This window comes from Streptomyces sp. NPDC092952 (assembly GCF_044754785.1).
In the GTDB taxonomy this organism is placed as follows: domain Bacteria; phylum Actinomycetota; class Actinomycetes; order Streptomycetales; family Streptomycetaceae; genus Streptomyces.
On record NZ_JBIVPT010000014.1, the window covers coordinates 1 to 21,591 of the forward strand.

At 72.8% G+C, this 21,591-nt stretch carries 16 protein-coding genes; 5 read left to right on the plus strand and 11 right to left on the minus strand.

Annotated elements, in window-relative coordinates:
- Positions 1-115: 115 nt before the first annotated feature.
- The 7 genes from ACIQGQ_RS27320 to ACIQGQ_RS27350 form a co-directional block, all read right to left on the minus strand.
- Positions 116-2,389, minus strand: coding sequence for a M20/M25/M40 family metallo-hydrolase (locus ACIQGQ_RS27320; protein ID WP_402400200.1), 2,274 nt, complete (start codon positions 2,387-2,389; stop codon positions 116-118).
- Complete coding sequence (locus ACIQGQ_RS27325) at positions 2,386-4,143, minus strand: amino acid adenylation domain-containing protein (RefSeq protein WP_402400202.1); 1,758 nt, start codon at positions 4,141-4,143, stop codon at positions 2,386-2,388. The genes ACIQGQ_RS27320 and ACIQGQ_RS27325 overlap by 4 nt, the downstream gene beginning before the upstream one ends.
- Entirely contained in the window at positions 4,140-7,442 is a 3,303-nt protein-coding gene (locus tag ACIQGQ_RS27330) for an amino acid adenylation domain-containing protein (protein ID WP_402400205.1), read from the minus strand. Before ACIQGQ_RS27330 ends, ACIQGQ_RS27325 begins: the two co-directional genes overlap by 4 nt.
- Positions 7,439-8,254, minus strand: coding sequence for a class I SAM-dependent methyltransferase (locus ACIQGQ_RS27335; RefSeq protein ID WP_402400207.1), 816 nt, complete (start codon positions 8,252-8,254; stop codon positions 7,439-7,441). Before ACIQGQ_RS27335 ends, ACIQGQ_RS27330 begins: the two co-directional genes overlap by 4 nt.
- Positions 8,255-8,265: 11 nt before the next feature.
- Positions 8,266-9,339 (minus strand): ornithine cyclodeaminase family protein, encoded by a 1,074-nt coding sequence (locus ACIQGQ_RS27340; protein ID WP_402400209.1) that lies wholly within the window; start codon positions 9,337-9,339, stop codon positions 8,266-8,268.
- 105 nt (positions 9,340-9,444) lie between these two features.
- Positions 9,445-10,671, minus strand: coding sequence for an MFS transporter (locus ACIQGQ_RS27345; RefSeq protein WP_402400212.1), 1,227 nt, complete (start codon positions 10,669-10,671; stop codon positions 9,445-9,447).
- Positions 10,672-10,674: 3 nt separating this feature from the next.
- Complete coding sequence (locus tag ACIQGQ_RS27350) at positions 10,675-11,769, minus strand: pyridoxal-phosphate dependent enzyme (protein WP_402400215.1); 1,095 nt, start codon at positions 11,767-11,769, stop codon at positions 10,675-10,677.
- A gap of 480 nt (positions 11,770-12,249) precedes the next feature.
- On the opposite strand from ACIQGQ_RS27350, the gene ACIQGQ_RS27355 reads away from it, so the two are divergent.
- Together ACIQGQ_RS27355 and ACIQGQ_RS27360 are read left to right on the plus strand one after the other, a co-directional pair.
- Positions 12,250-14,280, plus strand: coding sequence for a transglycosylase domain-containing protein (locus ACIQGQ_RS27355; protein WP_402400217.1), 2,031 nt, complete (start codon positions 12,250-12,252; stop codon positions 14,278-14,280).
- The gene (locus ACIQGQ_RS27360) at positions 14,277-15,572 is read left to right on the plus strand and encodes a hypothetical protein (protein ID WP_402400219.1); all 1,296 of its coding nucleotides are present in this window, start codon (positions 14,277-14,279) and stop codon (positions 15,570-15,572) included. Before ACIQGQ_RS27355 ends, ACIQGQ_RS27360 begins: the two co-directional genes overlap by 4 nt.
- A gap of 59 nt (positions 15,573-15,631) precedes the next feature.
- On the opposite strand, the gene ACIQGQ_RS27365 is transcribed toward ACIQGQ_RS27360, so the two are convergent.
- From ACIQGQ_RS27365 to ACIQGQ_RS27375, 3 genes are read right to left on the minus strand one after another with little or no spacing between them, the layout of a single operon-like run.
- Entirely contained in the window at positions 15,632-16,666 is a 1,035-nt protein-coding gene (locus ACIQGQ_RS27365) for an ABC transporter substrate-binding protein (protein WP_402400222.1), read from the minus strand.
- 49 nt (positions 16,667-16,715) lie between these two features.
- Complete coding sequence (locus ACIQGQ_RS27370) at positions 16,716-17,588, minus strand: ABC transporter permease (protein WP_402400225.1); 873 nt, start codon at positions 17,586-17,588, stop codon at positions 16,716-16,718.
- Positions 17,578-18,393: an ABC transporter ATP-binding protein gene (locus ACIQGQ_RS27375; protein ID WP_402400228.1), complete on the minus strand. Its 816-nt coding sequence runs from the start codon at positions 18,391-18,393 to the stop codon at positions 17,578-17,580. The genes ACIQGQ_RS27370 and ACIQGQ_RS27375 overlap by 11 nt, the downstream gene beginning before the upstream one ends.
- 219 nt (positions 18,394-18,612) lie before the next feature.
- On the opposite strand from ACIQGQ_RS27375, the gene ACIQGQ_RS27380 reads away from it, so the two are divergent.
- The 3 genes from ACIQGQ_RS27380 to ACIQGQ_RS27390 are packed head-to-tail and all read left to right on the plus strand — an operon-like array spanning position 18,613 to position 21,289.
- Positions 18,613-20,211 (plus strand): ATP-binding protein, encoded by a 1,599-nt coding sequence (locus ACIQGQ_RS27380; protein ID WP_402400231.1) that lies wholly within the window; start codon positions 18,613-18,615, stop codon positions 20,209-20,211.
- Positions 20,208-20,921: a response regulator gene (locus tag ACIQGQ_RS27385; protein ID WP_402400233.1), complete on the plus strand. Its 714-nt coding sequence runs from the start codon at positions 20,208-20,210 to the stop codon at positions 20,919-20,921. Before ACIQGQ_RS27380 ends, ACIQGQ_RS27385 begins: the two co-directional genes overlap by 4 nt.
- A complete protein-coding gene (locus tag ACIQGQ_RS27390) occupies positions 20,918-21,289 on the plus strand; it encodes a DUF779 domain-containing protein (protein WP_402400236.1) in 372 nt (123 codons plus the stop codon). Before ACIQGQ_RS27385 ends, ACIQGQ_RS27390 begins: the two co-directional genes overlap by 4 nt.
- Before the next feature lie 44 nt (positions 21,290-21,333).
- On the opposite strand, the gene ACIQGQ_RS27395 is transcribed toward ACIQGQ_RS27390, so the two are convergent.
- Positions 21,334-21,525: a hypothetical protein gene (locus ACIQGQ_RS27395; protein ID WP_352276578.1), complete on the minus strand. Its 192-nt coding sequence runs from the start codon at positions 21,523-21,525 to the stop codon at positions 21,334-21,336.
- Positions 21,526-21,591 lie beyond the last annotated feature (66 nt).

The following is a 21,591-nucleotide window of genomic DNA, read 5'->3' on the forward strand; positions in this document are numbered from 1 at the left end:
GGCGTCGGGCGGGCGCCTCTGGCTCCGCGTGGGCGTGGGCGGGGTGTGGGGGGGGGGGCGCGGGCGCGCCCCGCCCCCCCCCCCCCCCCCCCCCCCCCCCCCCCGCGCCGGTGGCTCAGGTGTCGGTGCGCAGTCCGGCCAGGAGTTGGTAGACGGTCTCGGTGCCCCGGCGCAGGGCCTCGACGCCGATGTGCTCGTCGGTGCCGTGCATGCGCTTGAGCATGTCCCGGTTCACGGTGAACGGGTACATGCCGTACACGGGGATGTTCTCCTCCCGGAACGGCACCGCGCTGGTGACCGCCTCGAACTGGCAGGCGGTGGCCCGTACTCCGGGGTGGGTGTGGCGTACGGCGTTCTGCCAGGCGCGGAAGACATCCGTGTCGTAGCTGGAGTCGGGGGTGGCGAGGTAGCCGCGCAGCCGGTCCAGGGCCTGCTGTTCGGTCTCGCCGGGGTTGCCGACGACGGTCAGCGTCGCCTGGTTGCCGATCAGCGAGCGCAGTTCGGCGACGACGCGTCCGGGGTCCTCGGCCCCGGGCAGGAAGGCGGCCCGGAACTCCGCGGTCGCCGTGCCGGGCACGATGCTCGGGTAGTAGCCGGACTGGGCGGCGGTGAAGGCCAGGGTGGTCCGGAGCATCGCGTTGTGCAGCTCCGGGGTCTCGCTGAGCCGTACCACCTCCTCCCCGGCCCTGTCCCGCTGCCGGTCCGTGCGGGCGTCGAGCAGTTCGCGCAGGGCCCGGGCGAAGGAGCGGTCGGTGGTGGCCTCGGCCAGTTCGGCGAAGTACCGCCGGGACAGGGCGTTCGGGCGGATGTGGGCGCGCCACTGCCCGAGCTGGTCGAGTACTTCGCCGAGCCGGATCACCGCCTGCCCGCTGAACGGCTTGGAGGTGTGGGTGGCGTACGAGGCGGTCTCCAGGCGCAGCAGCAGGGACCGTTTGTCGTTGCAGGTGAGCGAGGCGATCATGGGTGTGGTGCCGTCGCGCTGGTTGAGCACCCAGCCGCCCTCGGTGATGACCGCTCCAGCCGTGACCCTGCCGGGGTGTTCGGTGAGGAACCAGCGCACGCCGTACGGGCCCTGTTCCTCGTCGCAGTCGGACCAGAAGACGATGTCGCGGTCGAAGGAGGCTCCTTCGCGGACGTGGCGCAGCAGGGCGGCGACGAAGGCCGCGTTGACGCCCTTCATGTCCAGTGCGCCGCGGCCGTAGAGCTTGCCGTCCTTGATCTCCGCGGCGAAGGGGTCCGTCTCCCAGCGGTCGCCGATGGCGGGCACCACGTCGGAGTGGCCGAGCAGGACCAGCGGCTTGCGGGTGGCCGGTCCGCTGCCGGGGACACGGGCGAGGAAGTGGACGTTGCCGTCCTTCGGGGTGGGCACGATCTCGGTGGCGACCCCGGCGGAGCGGAAGACGCCCTGGAGCATCCGGGCGAGCGGGAGGGTCTCGGCGCCGTCGCCCGGGTTGCTGGTGTTCTGGCGGATCATGGCGACGGCGAGGGCCACCGGGTCGGTGGGGTCGCCGTCGAAGGAGGTGTCGGCCTTCTCCGTCGCCGCCGGTGCGTCGGCCCGTGCCTCGGGGGCCGCCGAGGCCACCGCGCCGAGGCCGAGCACCGTGGAGGCGACGGCCGTCGCCCCGGCGCCGAGCACGGAGCGCCGCGACGGCCGGGTGCCGGGGAGTCCGTCGAGGCAGGCGGCGATGACGGCGGCGGGGTTCTCCTGGTGGGCGTAGTGCCCGCCCTCGACGGAGGTCAGGGTGCATTCGCCGCGGGTCCACTCGGCCCAGCGGCGCACGGCGGCCTCGGGTACGTGCGGGTCGTCGGTGGCCCACACGGCGCGCAGTTCGACCCCGGGGACGGTTCCCGCGCGGCCGTCGTACCCGGCAGCCAGCCGCAGATCGGCCAGGACGGGTGGGAGCAGCACCTCCTCGAACTCGGGGTCCGCCAGCAGTTCGGGATCGGTCAGTCCGGTTCCGGCGACGAAGGCGCGGGCGTCCTCGACGGTCACCTCCTCGCCGCGTCCGTGGAAGTCGCCCGGGCACTGTCCGGCCACCGCGCACAGCCGTGCGACGGGCACCCCGGAGTCGAGCAGTCGGCGGCAGGTCTCGTAGGCGAGCAGGGCGCCGAGGCTGACTCCGATCAGTACCAGGCGCCGTCCGTCCCGCAGTTCGCGGATCCCGGCGGCCACCGCGTCGGCGAAGGCGGCCATGTCGGTGACGGGTTCCTCGTCGACGCGGGTGCCGCGGCCCGGGGGTACGACGGTGGCGAGGGCGGTGTCCTCGGGGAGCCGGCCGCGCCAGTCCGCGAACGTGGAGCCGTGGGCGCCGGTGGGTGCGAAACAGACGACGAGGGTGCCGGTGGCGTCCGTCCGGTCGCCGGGCAGGGTGAGCCAGGGGCTGGTCATATCCGCTCCTCCCGCTGGATCTCGCGGCATGTGGCGGCGATCGCGGTGACGGTGGGGGCGCCGAGGATGCGGCGCAGTGGGACCCGGCGGCCCGCCACCGCGGCCAGCCGGTTGGCGAGCCGTACCGCGAGCAGGGAGTGGCCCCCGGCGTCGAAGAAGTTCTGGTCGGCCGATGCGGGCGGGGTGCCGAGCAGTTCGCCCCAGAGCGCGGCGACGGCGGCCTCGGTGGCGTCGGACGGGGTGAACGCGGCCTCGCCGGGCCGGCCGATGTCCGCGACGAGGGTGCGCAGGGCGGCGCGGTCCAGCTTGCCGTTGGTGCCGAGCGGGAGGTGCGGGACCCGCTGGATGCGGGCGGGGAGCATGTAGTCGGGCAGCCGGTCGCGGAGGTGGGCGCGCAGGGCCGCCTCGGCGGGTTCCTCGCCCGTGGCGGTGACGCAGGCGACGATGCGTGTCTCGCCGTCCTCGGTCTCCGCGTAGGCCCCGGCTTCGGCGATGTCGGGGGCCTTGCGCAGGACGGCCTCGATCTCCTCCAGTTCGACGCGGTAGCCGCGTACCTTGATCTGGTTGTCGGCGCGGCCGGTGATCTCCAGGCCCGAGTCCGGGAGCAGGCGGCCCCGGTCGCCGGTGCGGTAGTGCCGGGTTCCGGTGTCGTCGGTGGTGAAGCGGTCCTCGCCGTCGCCGCCGACGTAGCCGAGGGCCAGGGGCGGGCCGGAGACCCAGACCTCGCCGGTCGTGCCGGGCGGCAGCCGGCGGCCGTGCCGGTCGCGGACGGTGAGCGAGGCGCCGGCCACCGGGGCGCCGACCGGGACGCGTTCGGCGTCGGCGGGCAGCAGGGCGGTGTCGTACGCGGCGACGTTGGAGGCGGTCTCCGTCATGCCGTACAGGTTGAGCAGAGTGGCGTCGGGCCAGACCTCGTGGAAGCGCCGGACGGTCGCCACCGGCAGGGTGTCGGCGCCACTGGTGACCAGGACCGGCTGGTGGCCGCCGGGGCGGGCGGCGCTCTCCTCCAGCAGTCCGGCGACGAGTTGCGGGGTGAGGAAGAGGTGGGTGACGCGTTCCCGCTCGACGACGGCGGCGAAGAGCGCGGGGTCGAGGAGTTCGTCGGTGGCGAGGACGACGGACGGGACGCCCTGGAGCAGTCCGCCCAGCAGTTCCCAGGGCGAGGCGACCAGGGCCAGGGACTTCTGTACCGCGAGCACCGCGTCCTCGGGGAACGGGTGGTCCCGCCACATCCACTCCAGCCGGCCCCGCACCGAGCGGTGGCCGACGCGTACGCCCTTGGGGTTTCCGGTCGTTCCGGAGGTGTAGACGATGTGGAAGAGCGCGTCCTCGTCCGGCTCCCGCTCGGGCGCCTGGTGGAGCGGGCCCTCGGTGAGCGGCGCCAGGGTGACGCGCGGTGCGTCCAGGGTGGGGAACTGGTCGAGTCCGGGTTCGGCCAGGACGCAGTCCGGTCCGGTCTCCTCCACCATCCGGCGCTGCCGGCGTACGGGGATCGCGGGGTCCAGCCCCAGGTAGGCGGCGCCGGTCTTCAGGACGGCGAGGACTCCGGCGACGGCGGCGGGGCCGCGCTGGGCGGCCAGGGCCACCAGGGAGCCGGGGCCGGTGCCCTTGGCGGTGAGCCGGGCGGCCAGCCGGCCGCTCCACTCGTCGAGTTCGCGGTAGCTGACGCTGGTGCCGGTGTGGTGCAGGGCGACGGCCCGGGGGTGGGCCGCCACCTGCTCGGCGAATCGTTCCAGCAGGGTCGGCGTGGTCATCGTTGATCGTCTCCGGGCAGCAGGTCGAGGGAGCGAACGGTGGTGTGCTCGGCGCGGTGCGGGTCGGTGAGGGCCCGCAGCGCGATCAGGGTGGATTCCAGTACGTTGCGGGCGGCCGGGGCGTCGAGCAGTTCTTGCTGGTAGGCGTACTGGAGGAGGAGTTGGCCGGGGCCGTGCGGCTGGACGTAGAGGGCGCAGTCGTACTTGGTGTAGCCGGTGTCCAGTTCGACGAAGCGGAACCGGACGTCGGAGGCGGTGGTGGCCCGTGCCGGGTAGGGCAGCATGTTGAGCATGGTCTGGAAGACCGGGGTGGCGGACGAGCTCCGGGAGGCGGCGGGCAGCCGCCGCAGCGTCCAGCCGAAGGGGTGCTCGGCGGCGGCGTACGCGTCGTACACCGTCTCCCTGACCTGGGCGGTGAACTCGGCGAGGGTGGCGGCCGGTTCGAGGTGCAGGCGCAGCGGCAGCATGGCGAGGGTGAAGGCGGGTACGTCGGCGGTCTCCGGCCGCTCCCGTCCGGCCATCGGGGCGCCGACGACCACCTCGTCGGCGTCGCCGTAGTAGCCCAGCGCCAGGGCGTAGGCGGCCAGCAGGGGGACGAAGGCGGTGGCGGACGCGGCCACCGCGGCGTCACGCAGCCGCCGGGAGAGTTCCTCGTCCAGGACCGCCTCGGTGATGCCGCCCCGGTAGGTGGGGGCGGCGGGCCGTGGTTTCTGGGCGATCTGGAGGGCCGGGAGTTCGCCGGCGAGGCGGCGCTGCCAGTACTCCCCCGCCGCCGCGACCTCGTCGGTGGCCAGCCGTTCGGCCAGGTGGTCGAGGTAGCGGTCGTAGCGGGTGGCCCGTTCGGGGTCGGGGGCGGCGGGCCGCTGTTCGTAGAGTTCGGCCAGCCGTTGGAAGAGCACGGTCGCTCCCCAGCCGTCGAGGAGGAGTTCGTGCATGGTGACCAGGAGCCGGTGCTGTCCGCCCGGCAGGGCGAACAGTTCGGTGCGCAGGGCCGGTTCGGCCAGGAGGTCGAAGGGCCTGGCGGCCTCCTCGGCGGCCACCGCGCGGAACTGCTCGGCGGTGACGTACCGGGCGGCGGTGGGCAGCGGCACCTTCCAGTGCGGGTAGTGGTGGACGACCTCGTCACCCGATTCCCCGCCGTCGGTCTCGGCGAACCGGGCGAGGAGCAGCGGGTTCTCGGCGAGCAGCACCTCCCAGGCGCGGGCCAGGCGCTCCACGTCGAGGGGGCCGTCGAGCTCCAGGGAGCCCTGGTAGCTGTAGTAGGGGCTGAGCGGGTCGAGCCGCCAGTGGAAGTAGACCCCGGCCTGCTGCGGGGTGAGCGGCCGGGTGCGCGGTGCGTCGTCCGGCCGTGCGGGCGGGCGGGCGCCGGTCGCGGGGCGCCGGTCCCGGCCGAGCGCGGCGAGTGCGGCGGGGCTGCCGTCGCGCAGCACATCGCGCAGTCCGGCCGCCGATCCGGTCCCGCGCAGGGCGGCGACCAGCCGCATGGCGAGCAGCGAGTCGCCGCCCAGCTCCAGGAACCTGTCGTTCCGGCCGACCCGGCCGGTGCCGAGGAGCCCGGCGACGAGCCCGGCGATCACGGTCTCCGCCCCGCCCCGCGGCGGGGTGTACGGGCGGGTGTCGGGGCGGCTGCGGCGCGGCGGTGCGGGCAGGGCCCTGTAGTCGGTCTTGCCGTTGCGGGTGAGCGGGAGCCGGGGCAGGACGACGAAGGTGTGCGGCACCATGGGGGCGGGGAGCCGGTCGGCCAGGTGGGTGCGGAGCTCCGCCTCCGTCGGTTCGTCGCCGGAGGCGGTGAGGTGGGCGACGAGGCGGGGCGGCTCCGCGGCCGCCGGGGCGTGGGCGCTCTCCCGGGCGACCAGGGCCCCGGTGTCGTCGGGGGTGTGGACGGTGACGGCGCAGGCGGCGACCGAGGGGTGGGCGCCCAGGACCGCCTCGATCTCGGCGAGTTCCATGCGGACGCCGCCGAGCTTCACCTGCCGGTCCACCCGGCCCAGGTACTCCAGTTGGCCGTCCCGGCCCGCGCGGACGGCGTCCCCGGTGCGGTAGAGGCGTCCGCCGTCGGCGCCGAAGGGGTCGGTGAAGAAGGCGCGCGCGGTGCGCTCCGGGTCGCCGAGGTAGCCGCGTCCGACGACGAGTCCGCCGACGAACAGCTCCCCCGCCTCCCCGCGGGCGCAGGCGTGCCAGAGCCCGTCCTCCTCGCGCAGGACGTACAGCTCGGCATTGCCGACGGGTGAGCCGATCGGGAGGTGGCGTACCCCGGGGGCGGGCGGGCCGAGTTCAGCGTGGGTGACGTCGTCGGAGCACTCGGTGGGGCCGTACGCGTTGAGCAGCCGGATCCCGGGCAGGGTGTCGTGCCAGCGCCGGGCCAGGGCCGGGGGCAGCTCCTCGCCGGTGGCGATCATCCAGCGCAGCGCGCCGGGTCCGGTCCCCGCGGTCTCCTGGGCGTCGAGGAGGAAGCGCATCAGGGTGGGCACGGTCTCCAGCACCGTGGTCCCGCGTTCGCGCAGTTCGGCCAGGAGCAGGGCGCCGTCCTGTGCCTGTTCGTCGGCGAAGACCTGTACCCGGCCGCCGACGAGCAGCGGGGCGAGCATCTGCCAGACGGAGATGTCGAAGCTCAGCGGCGCGGTCTGGGCCAGCCGGTCGTCGGCGGTGAGGCCGAGGTCGTCGACCTTGGCCCAGAGGTGGTTGAGCATCCCCCGGTGCTCGACGACCGCGGCCTTGGGGCGGCCGGTCGAGCCCGAGGTGTAGAGGACGTAGCGCACCTCGTCGGGGGCGGGGGGCCGGCTGCCGGGGTACGGGGCGCCGGCCGGTCGCGGGGACGCGGTGGGGACGCCGGCCGCCAGGGCGCCCTTGGGCAGTTCGCCGTGGTCCTCCGGTGCGCCGGTGGTCAGCAGCAGGGCCGCGCCGCTGTCGGTGAGCAGGGATTCGACGCGGGCGGCGGGCCAGGCCGCGTCCACCGGCAGATAGACGGCGCCGAGCAGTTCCAGGGCGAGGAAGGCCACGACGACGTCGGCACCGCGCCGGCCGCCGACCGCGACGATCCGCCCCTCCCCGATCCCGGCGGCGGCCAGTCCGGCGGCGGTGCACCGGGTCAGCTCGGCCAGCCGGCCGTATCCGAGTACGGTGCCGCCGTCCTCGATCGCGGTCCGGCCGGGGTCCTGGGCCGCGAACCGCTCGACGTAGGTGTGGACCTTGTCGCCCAGCTCGTACGGTTCGTGCCGGGTGAGGGCCGCGGCGCGGGCCGCCTCCCGCGCCCCCTCGGCCAGCGGGAGCCGCGGGTAGTGCTCGGGTATGCCGGTCACCGCGCCGCCCGCTTCTCCGCGACGACCAGCAGGTACTCGACGGGGACGCCGGTGCCGCGCTCGTCGGTGGTGTGGAACCCCTCGGTCATCTCGACCATCTCGGCGCGCAGTTCCTTCCACCGCGAGGCCGGTGAGATGGTGTTCCTCGCCGCGATGCAGGGGCCGAAGCAGTTCTCGAAGAAGGCCACCAGGTCCTCGGCCGCGTCGAACGGGTAGAAGAGTTCGCGGCGTTCGGCGGTGACGGTGAAACCGGGGCCGAGGAGTTCGGCGAGGTAGTCCGGCGATCCCCACAGCATGGGCTGCCCCTGGTGTCCGTTGGGCGAGGGGAAGTAGGAGGAGAGGATCGCCTGGAAGTGCGCGGTCCAGCTGCGGGCCGTCCAGTTGCACATGCCGATCCGGCCGCCCGGCCGGAGCACCCGGTCGATCTCCCCGCCCGCCGCGGCGTGGTCGGGCGCGAACTGGATTCCGTAGGTGGAGGTCACCAGGTCGAACGAGATGTCCTCGAAGGGGAGTTCCTGGGCGTCGCCCCGGTGCAGCTCCACCTCGACACCGGCCTCGGCGAACCGCTCGCGGGCGTCGGGGAAGAACTCGTCGGTCAGGTCGAGTCCGGTGACGCGGCAGCCGCGCAGGGCGGACAGCAGCGCCACGTTGCCGTTGCCGGTGGCCACGTCGAGATGGGCGGTGCCCGGGGCGGGGGCGAGCCGGCCGACCAGTTCGACGGCGCCCGGCCGCAGCAGGTCGGCGACGTGCCGGTACTCGCCGTACGACCACATGGTGCGGTTGATCTCCTGGATGTTCTGATCGATCGACACGCGGATTCCCCTCAGAGCGTGAGCCGGGCGCCGAGACCGGCGGCTTCGGCGCGGGCGTGGATACGGTCGGCCACGGCGACGTCGAGGATCGACATGCCGAACGGGTTGCTGATCACGGTCTCGTCCTGGTCGCGGCGGCCGGGGTGCCGCCCGGCGAGGACGTCGCCGAGCGTGCCGTCCACGGGACGCGCCCCGGGCCGGGCGGTCACCCCCTCGCGGGGGGTTCCGTCGGGGCCGAGCAGGGTGCCCGCCCGGTGCATCCGGCCGAGCAGGCGCCGGGGATCGTCCCGGACCAGGCTCCAGTCGTCGACGATCACCGTGCCCGCCGCGAGCACGGCCGCCTCGGTGAGGTCGTCCAGCGAGACATGGCAGACGAGCGCGCCGGGCCGCAGCCAGTCCGGCTCGATGTACCCCTCCGTCACCGTGGTCACGGGGACGACGAGTTCGGCGTCCCGTACCGCCTCGCGCGGCCCCTCGGCGATCACGGTCTCGATGGAGTCCGCACCGGGCAGCGAGGCGATGTGCTCGGCGAGGGACTTCGCCCGCTCGGGCGCGACGTCGTACAGCGCGATCCGGCGCAGGGTGGGGACGGCGGGCAGCAGGAGCGCGATGTGCGCCCGGGCGAGGGGGCCGCAGCCGAGGAGGGCCAGTCCGCGCGGCTCCGCCACCGCCAGGTGGCGCACCCCGAGCGCGGTGACCGCGGCCGTGCGCATGGCGCTGATGTAGGCGGCCTCCATCAGGGCGAGGGGCCGGGCGGTCTCCGGGTCGAGGAGCAGGGTGAAGCCCTGGGAGCGGGGTATCCCGCGCCCGGGGTTGCCGATGGAGGCGTTGATGGTCTTCATGCCGACGACCGGGGGCCGCCCCGGCCGGGTCAGGGCGCCGGGCATGGCCAGCAGCCTGGCCGCGTCGCCCTGCGGGGTGGTCCAGCCGAGGTACGCCTCCTCGGGGAGGACGGACTGTCCGGCGGAGTGCAGCGTGAGCGCCTCGGCGACCGTCGCCACGATGTCCAGGCCGCGCGCGGCCTCGACGACGTCCGCGCGGGACAGGTAGCGGAAGTCGCTGTCGGGGTAGTGCTCGAAGTCCATGACGGGAGGAACTCCTTGACGAGTGGGACGAGTGGGGCGGGTGGAGCGAGTGAGCGAGTACGGCGGGTGGGGCGGTCGGGACGGGAACGGTACGAAGGAGCGGGTTCAGCCGCCGGTGGCGCGCGCCGCACGGAGCATCGCGAAGGGGACGAGCGAGCCGAGCAGCAGGACGCAGGCGAGCACGATCCAGCCGGCCGTGCCGAGGGCGAGGACGACGCCGGTCATCAGCACCGGGCCCGCGACCCGGTTGGCCACCGTGCGGCTGGTGTTGAACAGCACCAGGTAGGCGCTGCGCGCGCCCTCCGGTGCCAGGTCGAAGGAGAGGGTCCACGAGGCGCCGACCTGGAGCAGTTCGGCGAAGGTCAGCAGGACGACGGCCCCGCCGAGCACCAGCAGCGCCTGTCCCCGGCCGAAGCCGGGTGCGGCGGCGAAGGCCAGGGCGCCCCCGGCGAGCAGCAGTGCCGCGGCGGCGTAGGAGAGCCAGGCCCGGCGCGTGGTGCGGTAGCAGGGGTTGAGCGGGTACTGGAGGGCGATGCACAGCACGGTGTTGACCGCGTACAGGATGCCGACGTAGCGCTCGGGGACGTCGGTCCCGGTGACGAGCCAGAGCGGGAAGGCCACGTTGAGCACCGGCATCCAGAGTGACACCAGCGCGTTGTACGCGGTGAAGCCCAGCAGCCTGCGGTCCTTGAGCAGGTCGAGGACGCGGGCGCTCCCGACCGCCGCCGCAGCCTCCTCCTTCCGCGCCGTCGCGTAGACCGCGGCGACCACCACGTAGGCGAGCGCGCCGCCGATCAGCAGCGGCCGGAAGGCCTCCGGCGAGCCGGTGCCCAGGGCGATCCCGGCGATCAGCCCGCCGAGGCTGATGCCGAGGTTGACCACGGTGCGCTGGACGGCCATGACCTTCGCGCGCAGGCTGTCCGGGGCGCGTGCCCCGACGTAGGACTGGACCAGCGGGGGCGAGGACTGCTCGGTGACGGCGATGACGGCGACCACCAGGAGGAAGCTCCACCAGCCGTCCACCCCGAGGTAGCCGACGGTGGCCAGGGCGCGCAGCAGCATCACACCGATCAGCACGGGCTTGGGTCCGAACCGGGCGGCCAGCCGGGCGATGGGCACGGCGGCGGCGACGGCGACGGCGCCGCCGATGGTCAGACCGGTGCCGACGGCCGAGGTGCTGAGGTGGGCGACTTTGACGAAGTAGATCGTCGAGACGGCGAGGAAGAGGCCCGTTCCGGTCCACTCGATCAGCGTGGCGCCCTGCACCAGGGGGAGGAACTCCCGTGGGCCGGGCCGGGTCCGCCGCTGGTCGAGGGTGGTGCTGGTGCCCATGTGTCAGTGCTCCTGGTGCTTCCGGTCGAAGAAGAGCCCCTCGCCGCGCAGTCGTCGCACGGCGGAGGCGATCTCCTTGGCCACGCCCTGCTCGGCCGCCCAGTCGTCGGAGTAGAGGGTGTCGCGGTACTTGGTGCCGCCGTCGGCGGCCAGGCAGACGGCGAGCCGGCCGTCCCCGCCCTCCTCCTGGTCGCTGAGCATCGCCCGCACGGCGCAGCCGCTGGAGCCGCCGAGCACGAGGCCGGTGTCCTCGGCGATGATCCGGCAGACGGCGATGGCCTCGATGTCGTCGACGTGGACGGCGCGGTCGTAGCTGCGCGCCGCGCCGAGGAAGACGGAGGGCCGGCTGGCTCCGATGCCCGGGACCAGCCTCCGTCCGCCGCTGCCCGAGACGGCCAGCGAGCCGCGTACGTCCACGGCGACCGCGGCCACGTCGGGCCGGTGTTCGCGCAGGTGGGCGGCGATGCCCGCGAGGGTGCCCCCGGTGGAGACGGGGACGTACACCGTGCCGAGCGCGGGTCCGGCCTGCTCGGTGAGTTCGGGTCCGGTGGTGCGCCGGTGGATGTCGGGCGCGGCCCAGTTCTCGTACTGGTCGGGCCAGCGGTATCCGGGGTTGTCCGCGCACAGTTCGCGCACCCGGCGCAGCCGGCTCAGCAGGTAGCCGCCCAGGCCGTCGGGTTCGTCGACGACGATGACCCGGGCGCCGCCGTCGGCGAGCTTGCGGCGGGTGGCGTGCGGGGTCTTGAGGTCGACCACGGCGAGGAACGCGCAGTCGATCGCGGGCAGCAGGCGGGCCAGGGCGAGGCCCAGATTGCCGGAGGTGGACTCCACCACCACCGTGCCCGGGGCGAGCGGCTTCTCGTCGTGCAGCGCCCGCAGCAGGCCGAGGGCGCTGCGGTCCTTCACCGATCCGGTGGGGCCGTGGGATTCGAGCTTGAGGCCCAGTCGCCGCACCTGGCCGTGGTGGACAACATCCAGGCGATATAAGGGAGTTGTTCCGATCTTTCGGGCCAGAACGGTATTGACACGTGACACTGATTCCCCCTGTGCGATACGTGTGTGGCCACGGTGGATCGATGGTCCGGCCCGGCTGCGCACTTCCAGACCTTAGGCAGGCGGGCCCGGCGCCACCACGGCACTACGGCGCATCGATCAACAGCGTTGGCCGGAACGGAACTTGACTCAACACCGACCTCGTCCACCGGCCAGTTCCGGGGCGGCTCATGGTGCGAAAACGTTCCTGCACTCCGGCGGACCCGGGTGGGCGCGGGGCGAGGAATTGGCCGGTTCGACGCCCGGCCGCACACCCCTCGCACCGCCCGCGCGCCGCCCGCGCCGGAGTCCGCCACGGGCGGCGCACCCCCTTCCGGAGCCTGTTATCTTTACGTGACTTCGCGCCGCAACTCTCGGTCAAGCTTTGGCCTTTGCTGTGCCGGAGTTGCCCGCGCACGGGCCGCTCTCCGGGCGCCACGGGGGGACCGGTGTGACCACCGGCTGTGTGGCGACGGACGCGCAACGACCACCGCACGGACGCGGCCGCCCTTCGCGGCCGCGTCCGGCCTGGCACGGCTGGACGGGATGACACAACTCGACGTATTCAGCAGATTCCTGCGCGCCGCACGGGCGTTCGCGGCCCGGGGAACCGGACGCCGCAAACAGCCCAGACGCTCCCTCGCCCGGCTGCCGCGCAGACCGGACTACCCGCGGGCGGGCCGCGACGGCTGGCGGCGGTGGGTGCCCTCGTGGCGACTGGTCCTGGGTTCGGCGCTGATGTTCACCGCGACCCTGGCGACCGTGGTGGGGATCGCCTACGCGCGCACCGAGATACCCGAGGACCTCAACGCCTTCGCCACACAGCAGGACACCGTCTACTACTGGGCCGACGGCACGCCGATGGCCCGGACCGGCTGGGTGAGCCGCCAGGAGATGCCCCTGTCGAAGATCCCCGAGCACGTCCGGTGGGCCGTGCTCGCGGCGGAGAACGCCGATTTCTATTCCGACCACGGGATCTCGCCGCAGGGCATCACCCGCGCCCTGTGGCGCATGGTCGGCGACGGGGACACCCAGGGCGGGTCCACCATCACCCAGCAGTACGTCAAGAACGTGTATCTCACGCAGGACCAGTCGTTCTCCCGGAAGTTCACCGAGATGCTGCTGGCGGTCAAGCTGGACCGGAAGCTCAGCAAGGACAAGATCCTCCAGGAGTACCTCAACACCAGCTGGTTCGGCCGGGGCACCTACGGCCTCCAGCGCGCCTCGCAGGCGTACTACGGCAAGGAGGTCACCCAGCTCAACGCCAGCGAGGGCGCGTTCCTCGCCTCGCTGCTCAAGGGCGCCTCGCTGCACGACCCCGCCATGAACCCCCGCAACCGCGCGCGGGCGGTCGCCCGGTGGTCGTGGACGCTGGACCGCATGGTGGAGATAGGCAGGCTGAGCAAGGCCGAGCGGGCCACGTACACCACCTTCCCCGACCCCAGGCCGCCGCACCGGCCGAACGACGCGGGCGGCCAGGACGGCTATCTCGTCCAGCTCGCGGAGTCGTACGCCAAACGGGCCGGGCACATCTCGGACGCCCGCTTCGACCTCGGCGGCTACCAGATCTACACGACCTTCGAGAAGTCCCGGATGACCGCCCTCACCAGGTCCGTCCGCGACGCCCGGAAGCTGCTCGACCCCGACCGGCGCAAGGCCGACCGTTCCGTCCGCTTCGGCGCCTCCTCCGTCGCCCCGGACGGCCGCATCCTCGCGGTCTACGGCGGCCCGGACTTCGAACGGCAGGCGTTCAACGAGTCCAACGCCGGTACGGTACCGGCGGGTTCGGCCTTCACTCCGTTCGTCTACGCCGCCGGTCTCCAGCACGGCGTGGCCAGGAAGCGCGACGCCCCGCGCACCGCCATAACGCCCTCCACCGTCTACGACGGCGACGACGGGACGCCGGTGATGACGCCCGAGGGGCCCTACTGGGACCGTGCCGGGAAGATGGTCAGGGGCGAGAACGACGGGGACGTCTCCTACGGCTCCATCAGTCTCCACGACGCCATGACGAAGTCCGCCGACGCGCCCTTCCTCCAGCTCGGCATGGACACCGGCCTGAGGAAGGTCCGCGACACGGCCGAGGCGTCCGGGCTCCTCCCGTCGAGCTTCGGCCCGCCCGTCCCGGCGTTCGCCCTGGGCAACTCCACCCCCAGCGCCATCCGGATGGCCGGCGCGTACGGGACGTTCGCCGCCCACGGGGTGCACATGGACCCGTACTCGGTGCGCAGGATCACCCGCAACGGCGAACCGGTCCGCCTCGACCTGCCGCGCCCCCGGCGCGCCATGCGGTCCGACGTAGCCGACGAGATCACCTCGGCGCTCGGCCGGCCCCTCGTCCGCAACGGCTCGGGCTCCGCGGGCCGGTTCGCCGGGAAGGCGGGGACCACCGAGGACGACACCGCGCGCTGGTACGTCGGCTACGGGCCGGCCGCGTCCACCGCCGTCGTGGTCTACCGGATGGACCTGGCAAAGAGCCTCGCGCCACTGCCGCTCAAGGGCCTGGCCGGCACCGAGGACAACGGGAAGCTCCCCGCCCTGATCTGGAACACCTACACGGAAGCCACGACCACGTGACCGAGACCCGTACCACGTCCGCCGTCCGCCGCCTCCGAAAGCGCCTCACGCCCCGGGTCGCCCTGGGTATCGCCGGGTGCCTCGCGGTGTCGGGCACGGTGGCGCTCGTACCGCTGCTTTCCGCGAGCTCCTCCGACGACCGCACCCCGGCCGGTACCCGCACCGTCGCCGCGCCGATCCCGACCGCCCGGGAGCGTCCCAAGGGCGGCGGCAGCGCGGAGAAGGGCTGGGACGGAAAGACCAGCGTCCTCGGGGACGGCTCCACCTCGTACACCGGTCCGCAGCCGAACCAGCTGAAGGCCGAGCGGCTGAAGCCCGGTGAACGGCCGCCGCAGTTCGTGGTGTTCTCCTGGGACGGGGCGCTGGAGGGCGACGACCGGATGTTCTCCCGCTTCCGCCGCGCCGCGAAGGAGAGCAACGCCCACATGACGTTCTTCCTCACCGGCATCTACCTGCTGCCGCCGGAGAAACGGGACCTGTACCGGCCGCCCCAGCACAAGCGCGGCGCCGCCGCGATCTCGTACCCGACGCGCGAGCACATACGGATGACGCTGGACCAGCTCGGCGGTGCCTGGAAGGAGGGCAACGAGATCGGCTCCCACTTCAACGGCCACTTCTGCGAGAAGAAGGGCGGCGGGGACTGGAGCACGGCCGAGTGGACCAGCGAGATCGACCAGTTCTACTCCTTCGTGCAGAACTGGAAGACCAACACCGGGTACAAGGACCTCGATCCGCTGCCCTTCGACCCCACCCGCGAGGTCGTCGGGGGCCGCGCGCCCTGCCTGGAGGGCCAGAAGACGCTGCTGCCGGCCACCAAGCCGTTCCACTGGCGCTACGACGCCAGTTCCCCCGGCGACTTCCAGCTCTGGCCGGCCAAGAAGAACGGCGTCTGGGACTTCCCGTTGCAGATGCTGCCGTTCCCGGGCAAGGAGTTCCAGGTCCTGTCCATGGACTTCAACTTCCTCTACAACCAGTCCGAGGGCAGCACCGAGGGCGACCCCGCCAAGTACCCGGCCTGGCGCAAGGAGGCCCGCAGCGCCTACCTCGCGGGTTTCGAGCGGGTCTTCCACGGCAGCCGCGCCCCGCTCTTCATCGGGAACCACTTCGAGGACTGGAACGGCGGGATCTACATGGACGCCGTCGAGGACACCATGCGCGAGGTCTGCCCCCGCGAGGGGGTGCGCTGCGTGTCCTTCCGCGAACTGGCCGACTGGCTCGACGCCCAGGATCCCGAGGTCCTCGCCCAGTGGCGGAACCTCGACCCCGCCCAGCTGCCGGGCTGGAAGCAGTAGCCGTACGGCCGGAAGCCGGTCCGGTCGTCCACGGGGACGGACCGGACCGGCCGGGCGGATCACTTCGCCTTGTCGACGAACTCCGTGGTGTACGTCTTGGCGAGGTCCACCTTCGCGTCCTTCAGGTTCGGGTTGAACGCCTTCAGGACCCGCTCGACGGTCGCGGGGCCGTCCGCGGGCATGACGCCGTCCGTGGTGAACATGGGCAGCGTGCTCTTGATGGCCTGGGCGTACAGGGCCTTGCCGCCGCCCTGGGCGTAGTCCGCGGGCATCTTCTCGGCGATCTCGTCCGCGCTGTGCGTGGACATCCACTTCAGCGTCCGGACGAAGGCGTTGGCCAGCTTCTGGACGGTCTCCTTGTGGCTGTTCACCCACTCGGTCTGCATGTACAGGCTGGACGAGGGGTAGAGCCCGCCGAGCGCCTCCTTGGAGCCCTCCGGGGTCCGCATGTCGATGAGGACCTTGCCGAGCTTCTTGTCCAGGATGGTGGCGACCGTCGGGTCGGTGGTCATCCCGCCCTGGATGGAGCCCTGCTGGAGGGCGGAGATGAACGTCTGCCCGGCGCCGACCGCGACCGGGGAGAACTCGCTGGTCCGCACCCCGTTGCTGACGGCGAGGTACTTGGTGAGGAAGTCGGTGGAGGAGCCGATGCCGGTCACACCGAGCTTCTTGCCCTTGAAGTCCTTCGCCGACTTCAGGGTGTCGGCCGCCTGGTTGGAGACGATCTCGACCTCGCCGGGGGCCTGCGAGAACTGGACGACGGATTCGACCTGCTTGCCCTTCACCTGGAGGTCGAGGGTGTGGTCGTAGAAGCCCACGGTGCCCTGGACGTCGCCGGAGACCAGGGCCGTCTCCGCCTGCACACCGGCGGGTTCGGTGAGGAGCTGTACGGAGACGCCCTCGTCCTCGAAGTAGCCGAGCCGCTCGGTGAGCATCGCGGGGAGGTAGATGACCTTGTCGAGGCCGCCGACCATGATCTTGACCTGGTCGCCCTTGCCCGCAGAACCGGAGTCCTTGCCGCCGCAGGCGGTGAGGCTGGTCAGGGCGAGCACACCGGCGACGGCCAGGGCGGGAACACGGAGGGATGTACGCATCTGATGCACGTCCTTGTGAAAAGAGGTACGGGTACGGGAAAAGGGGGCGTCAGCGGGGGCTGTCGGCGTCGGCGGGCTTCCAGCGGAAGAGCCGTTTCTCCAGGAAGGTGAGCAGCCCCTCGGCCAGCAGCGCGACGACCGCGAGGATGACCATCGCGGCGTAGACGCCGGCGGCGTTGAACGTGCCCTGGGAGGCGGCGACCAGCAGCCCGAGCCCCTTGGTCGCGCCGATGTACTCGCCGACGATCGCCCCGATGAGCGCGAAGCCGAAGCTGACGTGCAGGCTGGTGAAGATCCACGACGTGGCGGAGGGGATCACCACCTGGAGGGTGACCTGCCGGTTGCTGGCGCCCAGGATGCGGGAGTTGGCGACGAGGTTCCGGTCGACCTCCCGCGCCCCCTGGAAGGCGTTGAAGAAGACGGGGAAGAAGACCAGGACGACCGCGGAGGCCACCTTCGAGGCCGGTCCGAGGCCGAACCAGATGAGGAAGATCGGCGCGAGCACGATCCGGGGCAGCGCGTTGAGCACCTTGATGTACGGGCCGAGGACATCGGCGGCGAACCGCACCCGGCCCAGCGCGATCCCGAGCAGCACACCGGCGACGACACCGATGACCCAGCCGAGCAGGGCCTCGTAGAGCGTGTACCAGATCTGCTCCCAGAGCGGGCCCTGGGCGGTGCCGTCCACGACCCAGGTGCGGATCTGCTCCCAGATCTTCGAGGGCATGGAGAAGTTGAACGGGTCGATGACGCCCGTGCGGGCCAGCCACTCCCACAGTCCGACGACCGCGAGGAGCACCGCGATCCGGCTCCCCGTGACCAGGTACGCGCGGTTCCGGGCGGCCCGCGCCCTGGCCCGTGCCCGGTCCGACTTGCCGACGGGGCCGGCCTCGGCCCTGGCCGTGATGGTGTCAGGCGACATCGCGGGCACCCCTCTCGCGGGTGATGCGGACTTCTTCGCCGAGCGAGGACCAGATCTCCCGGTAGATCTCGATGAACCGGGGCTCCAGCCGCACCTGCTCGACCTTGCGGGGGCGGGGCAGGTCGATCTCGAAGACCTCCTTGACCGTGGCCGGTCCGGCGGTCATGACCACGACCTTGTCGGCCAGCGCGATGGACTCCTCCAGGTCGTGGGTGACGAAGACGACGGAGGCGCCCGTCCCGGCCCACAGCTCCAGCAGCTCGTCCGACATCAGGGCCCTGGTCTGCACGTCCAGCGCCGAGAACGGCTCGTCCATGAGCAGGATCTCGGGGTCGTTGACGAAGGTGGCCGCGAGGGCGACGCGCTTGCGCTGGCCGCCGGAGAGCTGGTGCGGGTAGCGGTCCTCGAAGGAGGCGAGGCCGACCCGGGCGAGCCACTCCCGGGCCCGCTCCTTCGCCTCGGCCTTGGGCACCCCTCGGAACCGGGGCCCCGCCATCACGTTGGACAGCACGGTCCGCCAGGGGAAGACCGCGTCCTGCTGGAAGACGAAGCCGACCTTGTCACCGATGCCGCGCACCGGCTCCCCGGCCACCAGCACCTCGCCCTCGGTGGGCTCCTCCAGGCCGCTGACCAGGGTCAGCGTGGTCGACTTGCCGCATCCGGTGGGTCCGACGACGGCGACGAACTCGCCGCGCCCGACAGTCAGGTCCAGATCGCGTACGGCGGTGTGGAGCGCCCCCGACGGAGTCCGGAACGCTTTGCTCGCCCCCCGCAGCTCGATGGCGGGGCTCGTTTCGCTGTTCATGGGGCGGGACGCTAGAGGCGGCCCCGGGGGGCCGGGGAGCCTTGCGCCCACAACTCCCGGTTCTGCCCATAACCCGGGGTTCTGCTCGTTCTGCTCGCGGCAGGACAACGAATGCGCCACGAGGACTGGTCATCGGCGACCCCGGCGTTTACGTTGCGTTCACACGAGGGCGAAACGGAGCAACATGTTCCACACGAGCGGAAGACAGAGGGCGAGCACATGCGCATCCACTGGCCCCGCCGTGTCTTCGCCCAGGTGCTCCTCACCCAGGTGGCCATCACCACCGGGGTGATCATGCTCGTCACGGGGCTCTTCCTCGCCCCGCTCAGCCGCCAGCTCGACAACCAGGCGATGCACCAGGCCCTGTCCATCGCCCAGACCACGGCGGCCGAACCCGGACTGGTCGACGAACTGCTCACCACCGACCCCACCCCCGGCGGACCGGTGCAGACCGAGGCCGAGCGCATCCGGCGGGCCACCGGGGCGCTGTACATCGTCGTCATGGACACCCGCGGGGTGCGCTGGTCGCACACCGAGACCGGGCAGATCGGCAGGCACGTCTCCACCGACCCCAGCACGGCGCTGGGCGGCCGGGAGATCATGCAGATCGACGACGGCACCCTGGGCAGGTCGGCCCGGGCCAAGGTCCCGCTGCGCGACCGGCGGGGAGGCATCGTGGGCGCCGTCTCGGTGGGCATCGCCTACGACAGCGTCCACGACCGGCTCCTGGGGACCATTCCGGGGCTGCTGCTCTACTCCGGTACGGCCCTCGCCGTCGGCGTACTGGCCGCGCTGGCCGTCTCGCGGCGCCTCCAGCGCAGTACCCACGGCATCGCGTTCGCCGACATCTCGGCGCTGCTGGACGAGCGCGAGGCGATGCTGCACAGCATCCGCGAGGCCGTGCTCGCCCTCGACGCGCGGGGCCGGATCCGGCTGCTCAACGACGAGGCGCAGCGGCTGCTGGAGCTGGACCGGGACGCCGTCGGCCGTCCGCTGGGCGAGGTGCTGCCGCCGGGCCGGATGGCCGATGTGCTGGCGGGCCGGGTGGACGGCGACAACCTGATCACGGTGTGCCGGGGCAGGGTGCTGATCGCCAACCGGATGCCCACGGGGGACGGCGGGGCGGTGGTGACCCTGCGCGACCGTACGGAGCTGGAGCTGCTGGGGCGCGAGCTGGACTCCACGCACGGCCTGCTGGACGCGCTGCGGGCCCAGGACCACGAGCACGCCAACCGGCTGCACACCCTGCTGGGGCTGCTGGAGCTGGGCCGGCCCGATGCCGCGCGGGAGTTCGTGGAGGAGGTGACCAGCGGCCACCGGGCGTCGGCGGAGCAGGTCGCCGAGCGGGTCAACGACCCGCTGCTGTCGGCGCTGCTGGTGGGCAAGTCGGCCATCGCGGCGGAGCGGGGCGCGGAGCTGCGCGTCTCGCCGAACACCCTGCTCCCGGACGCGGTGGTGGACCCGCGGGACCTGGTGACGGTGCTCGGCAACCTCATCGACAACGCGCTGGACGTCGCGACGCTCGTCGAGGTGGAGCTGCTGGCCGAGGGCTCCACGGCGGTCCTGCGGGTCAGCGACAACGGCCCCGGGGTGCCGCCCGCGATGCGCGAGCACATCTTCACCGAGGGCTGGTCCACCAAGGAGTCACCCGCGCACCGCGGCCGCGGCCTGGGACTGGCGCTGGTGCGCCGGCTGGCCGAGCGTTACGGTGGCGCGGCCCGTGTCACGGCACGTGCGGGCGGCGGAGCGGTCTTCACCGTCGTCCTGCCCGAGGCACTCACCGTCCGGCCCCTGACAGAAGTGGGAGAGTCGCGATGATCGATGTCCTGGTGGTGGACGACGACTTCCGGGTCGCCGAGATCAACGCCGCGTACGTGGCGAAGGTCCCCGGCTTCCGGGTGGTCTCCCGTGCGCACACCGCCGCACAGGCCCTGGCCTTCCTGGAGCGCGACCGGGTCGATCTGGTCCTGCTCGACCACTATCTGCCGGACGAGACGGGGCTGACGCTGGTGCGGCGGCTGCGCCAGCTCGGCCATCCGGCCGATGTGATCATGGTGACCGCGGCCCGCGACGTGGCGACCGTGCGGACCGCCATGCGGTACGGGGCCCTGCAGTACCTGGTGAAGCCGTTCAGCTTCTCCGGTCTGCGGGCCAAGCTGGAGAGTTACGCGGCGCTGCGCCGGACCCTCGACGGGGTGGGCGGCGGCCGGGGCGAGGCCGGGCAGGAGCAGGTCGACCAGATCTTCGGGGCCCTGCGCACCGCCGAGTCCGGTCCGTCGTCCGGCCTGCCCAAGGGGCATTCGGCGCCCACCGCCGAGGCGATCCGCCATGTGCTGTCGGCCGCCGAGGGGCCGCTCTCCGCGCACGAGGTCGCCGCCCGTGCCGGGCTCAGCCGCTCGACGGCTCAGCGCTATCTCAAGTACCTGGAGGGGGCGGGCCGGCTGCGGCTCAGTCTCAAGTACGGCGACACCGGCCGTCCCGAGCACCGCTACACCTGGGCGGGCCTCAGCGCGGAGCCGCTGCGATGAGCCCGGCGGGCGCGGCGGCGGTGGAGCTCACCCCGGCCGCCGAGGAGCTGCTGCGGAGGCTGCGGGAGCTGCACGGGCCGTTGATGTTCCACCAGTCGGGCGGCTGCTGCGACGGCAGCGCGCCGATGTGCTACCAGGACGGCGAGTTCCGCACCGGCGGCTCCGACGTGCTGGTGGCCTCGCTCGACGTGGCGGGGGTGGCGGAGCCGGTCCCGTTCTGGATGTCGCGGAGCCAGTACGAGCTGTGGTCGCACACCCGGCTGATCGTCGACGTGGTGCCGGGGCGGGGCAGCGGTTTCTCGCTGGAGGCCCCGGAGGGGGTGCGCTTCCTCATCCGCTCCCGGCTGGCGGGCGAGGACGGGGGCTGATACGGCGGTGCGGGGCGCGGTGTGCGCCGCGCCCCGCGCCGGGGTCAGGGCCGCAGGCTGCCGACGACGTCGGCCGTGGCGGCCAGGCTGTCCTGGATGGTCGGTCCCATGCTCGAACCCGCGAGGAAGAAGCCGAGCAGCGCGCAGACCACCGCGTGCGAGAGCTTCAGCCCGTTGCGGAGGAAGACCACCGCCAGGATCAGCAGGAGCACCACCAGTGAGATCGAAATAGCCATGGCCAACCTCCTCCGCCGCGCCGGGTAGGCGGCATACGGCCGCCAGTCTGGCGCAGCGGAGGGGCC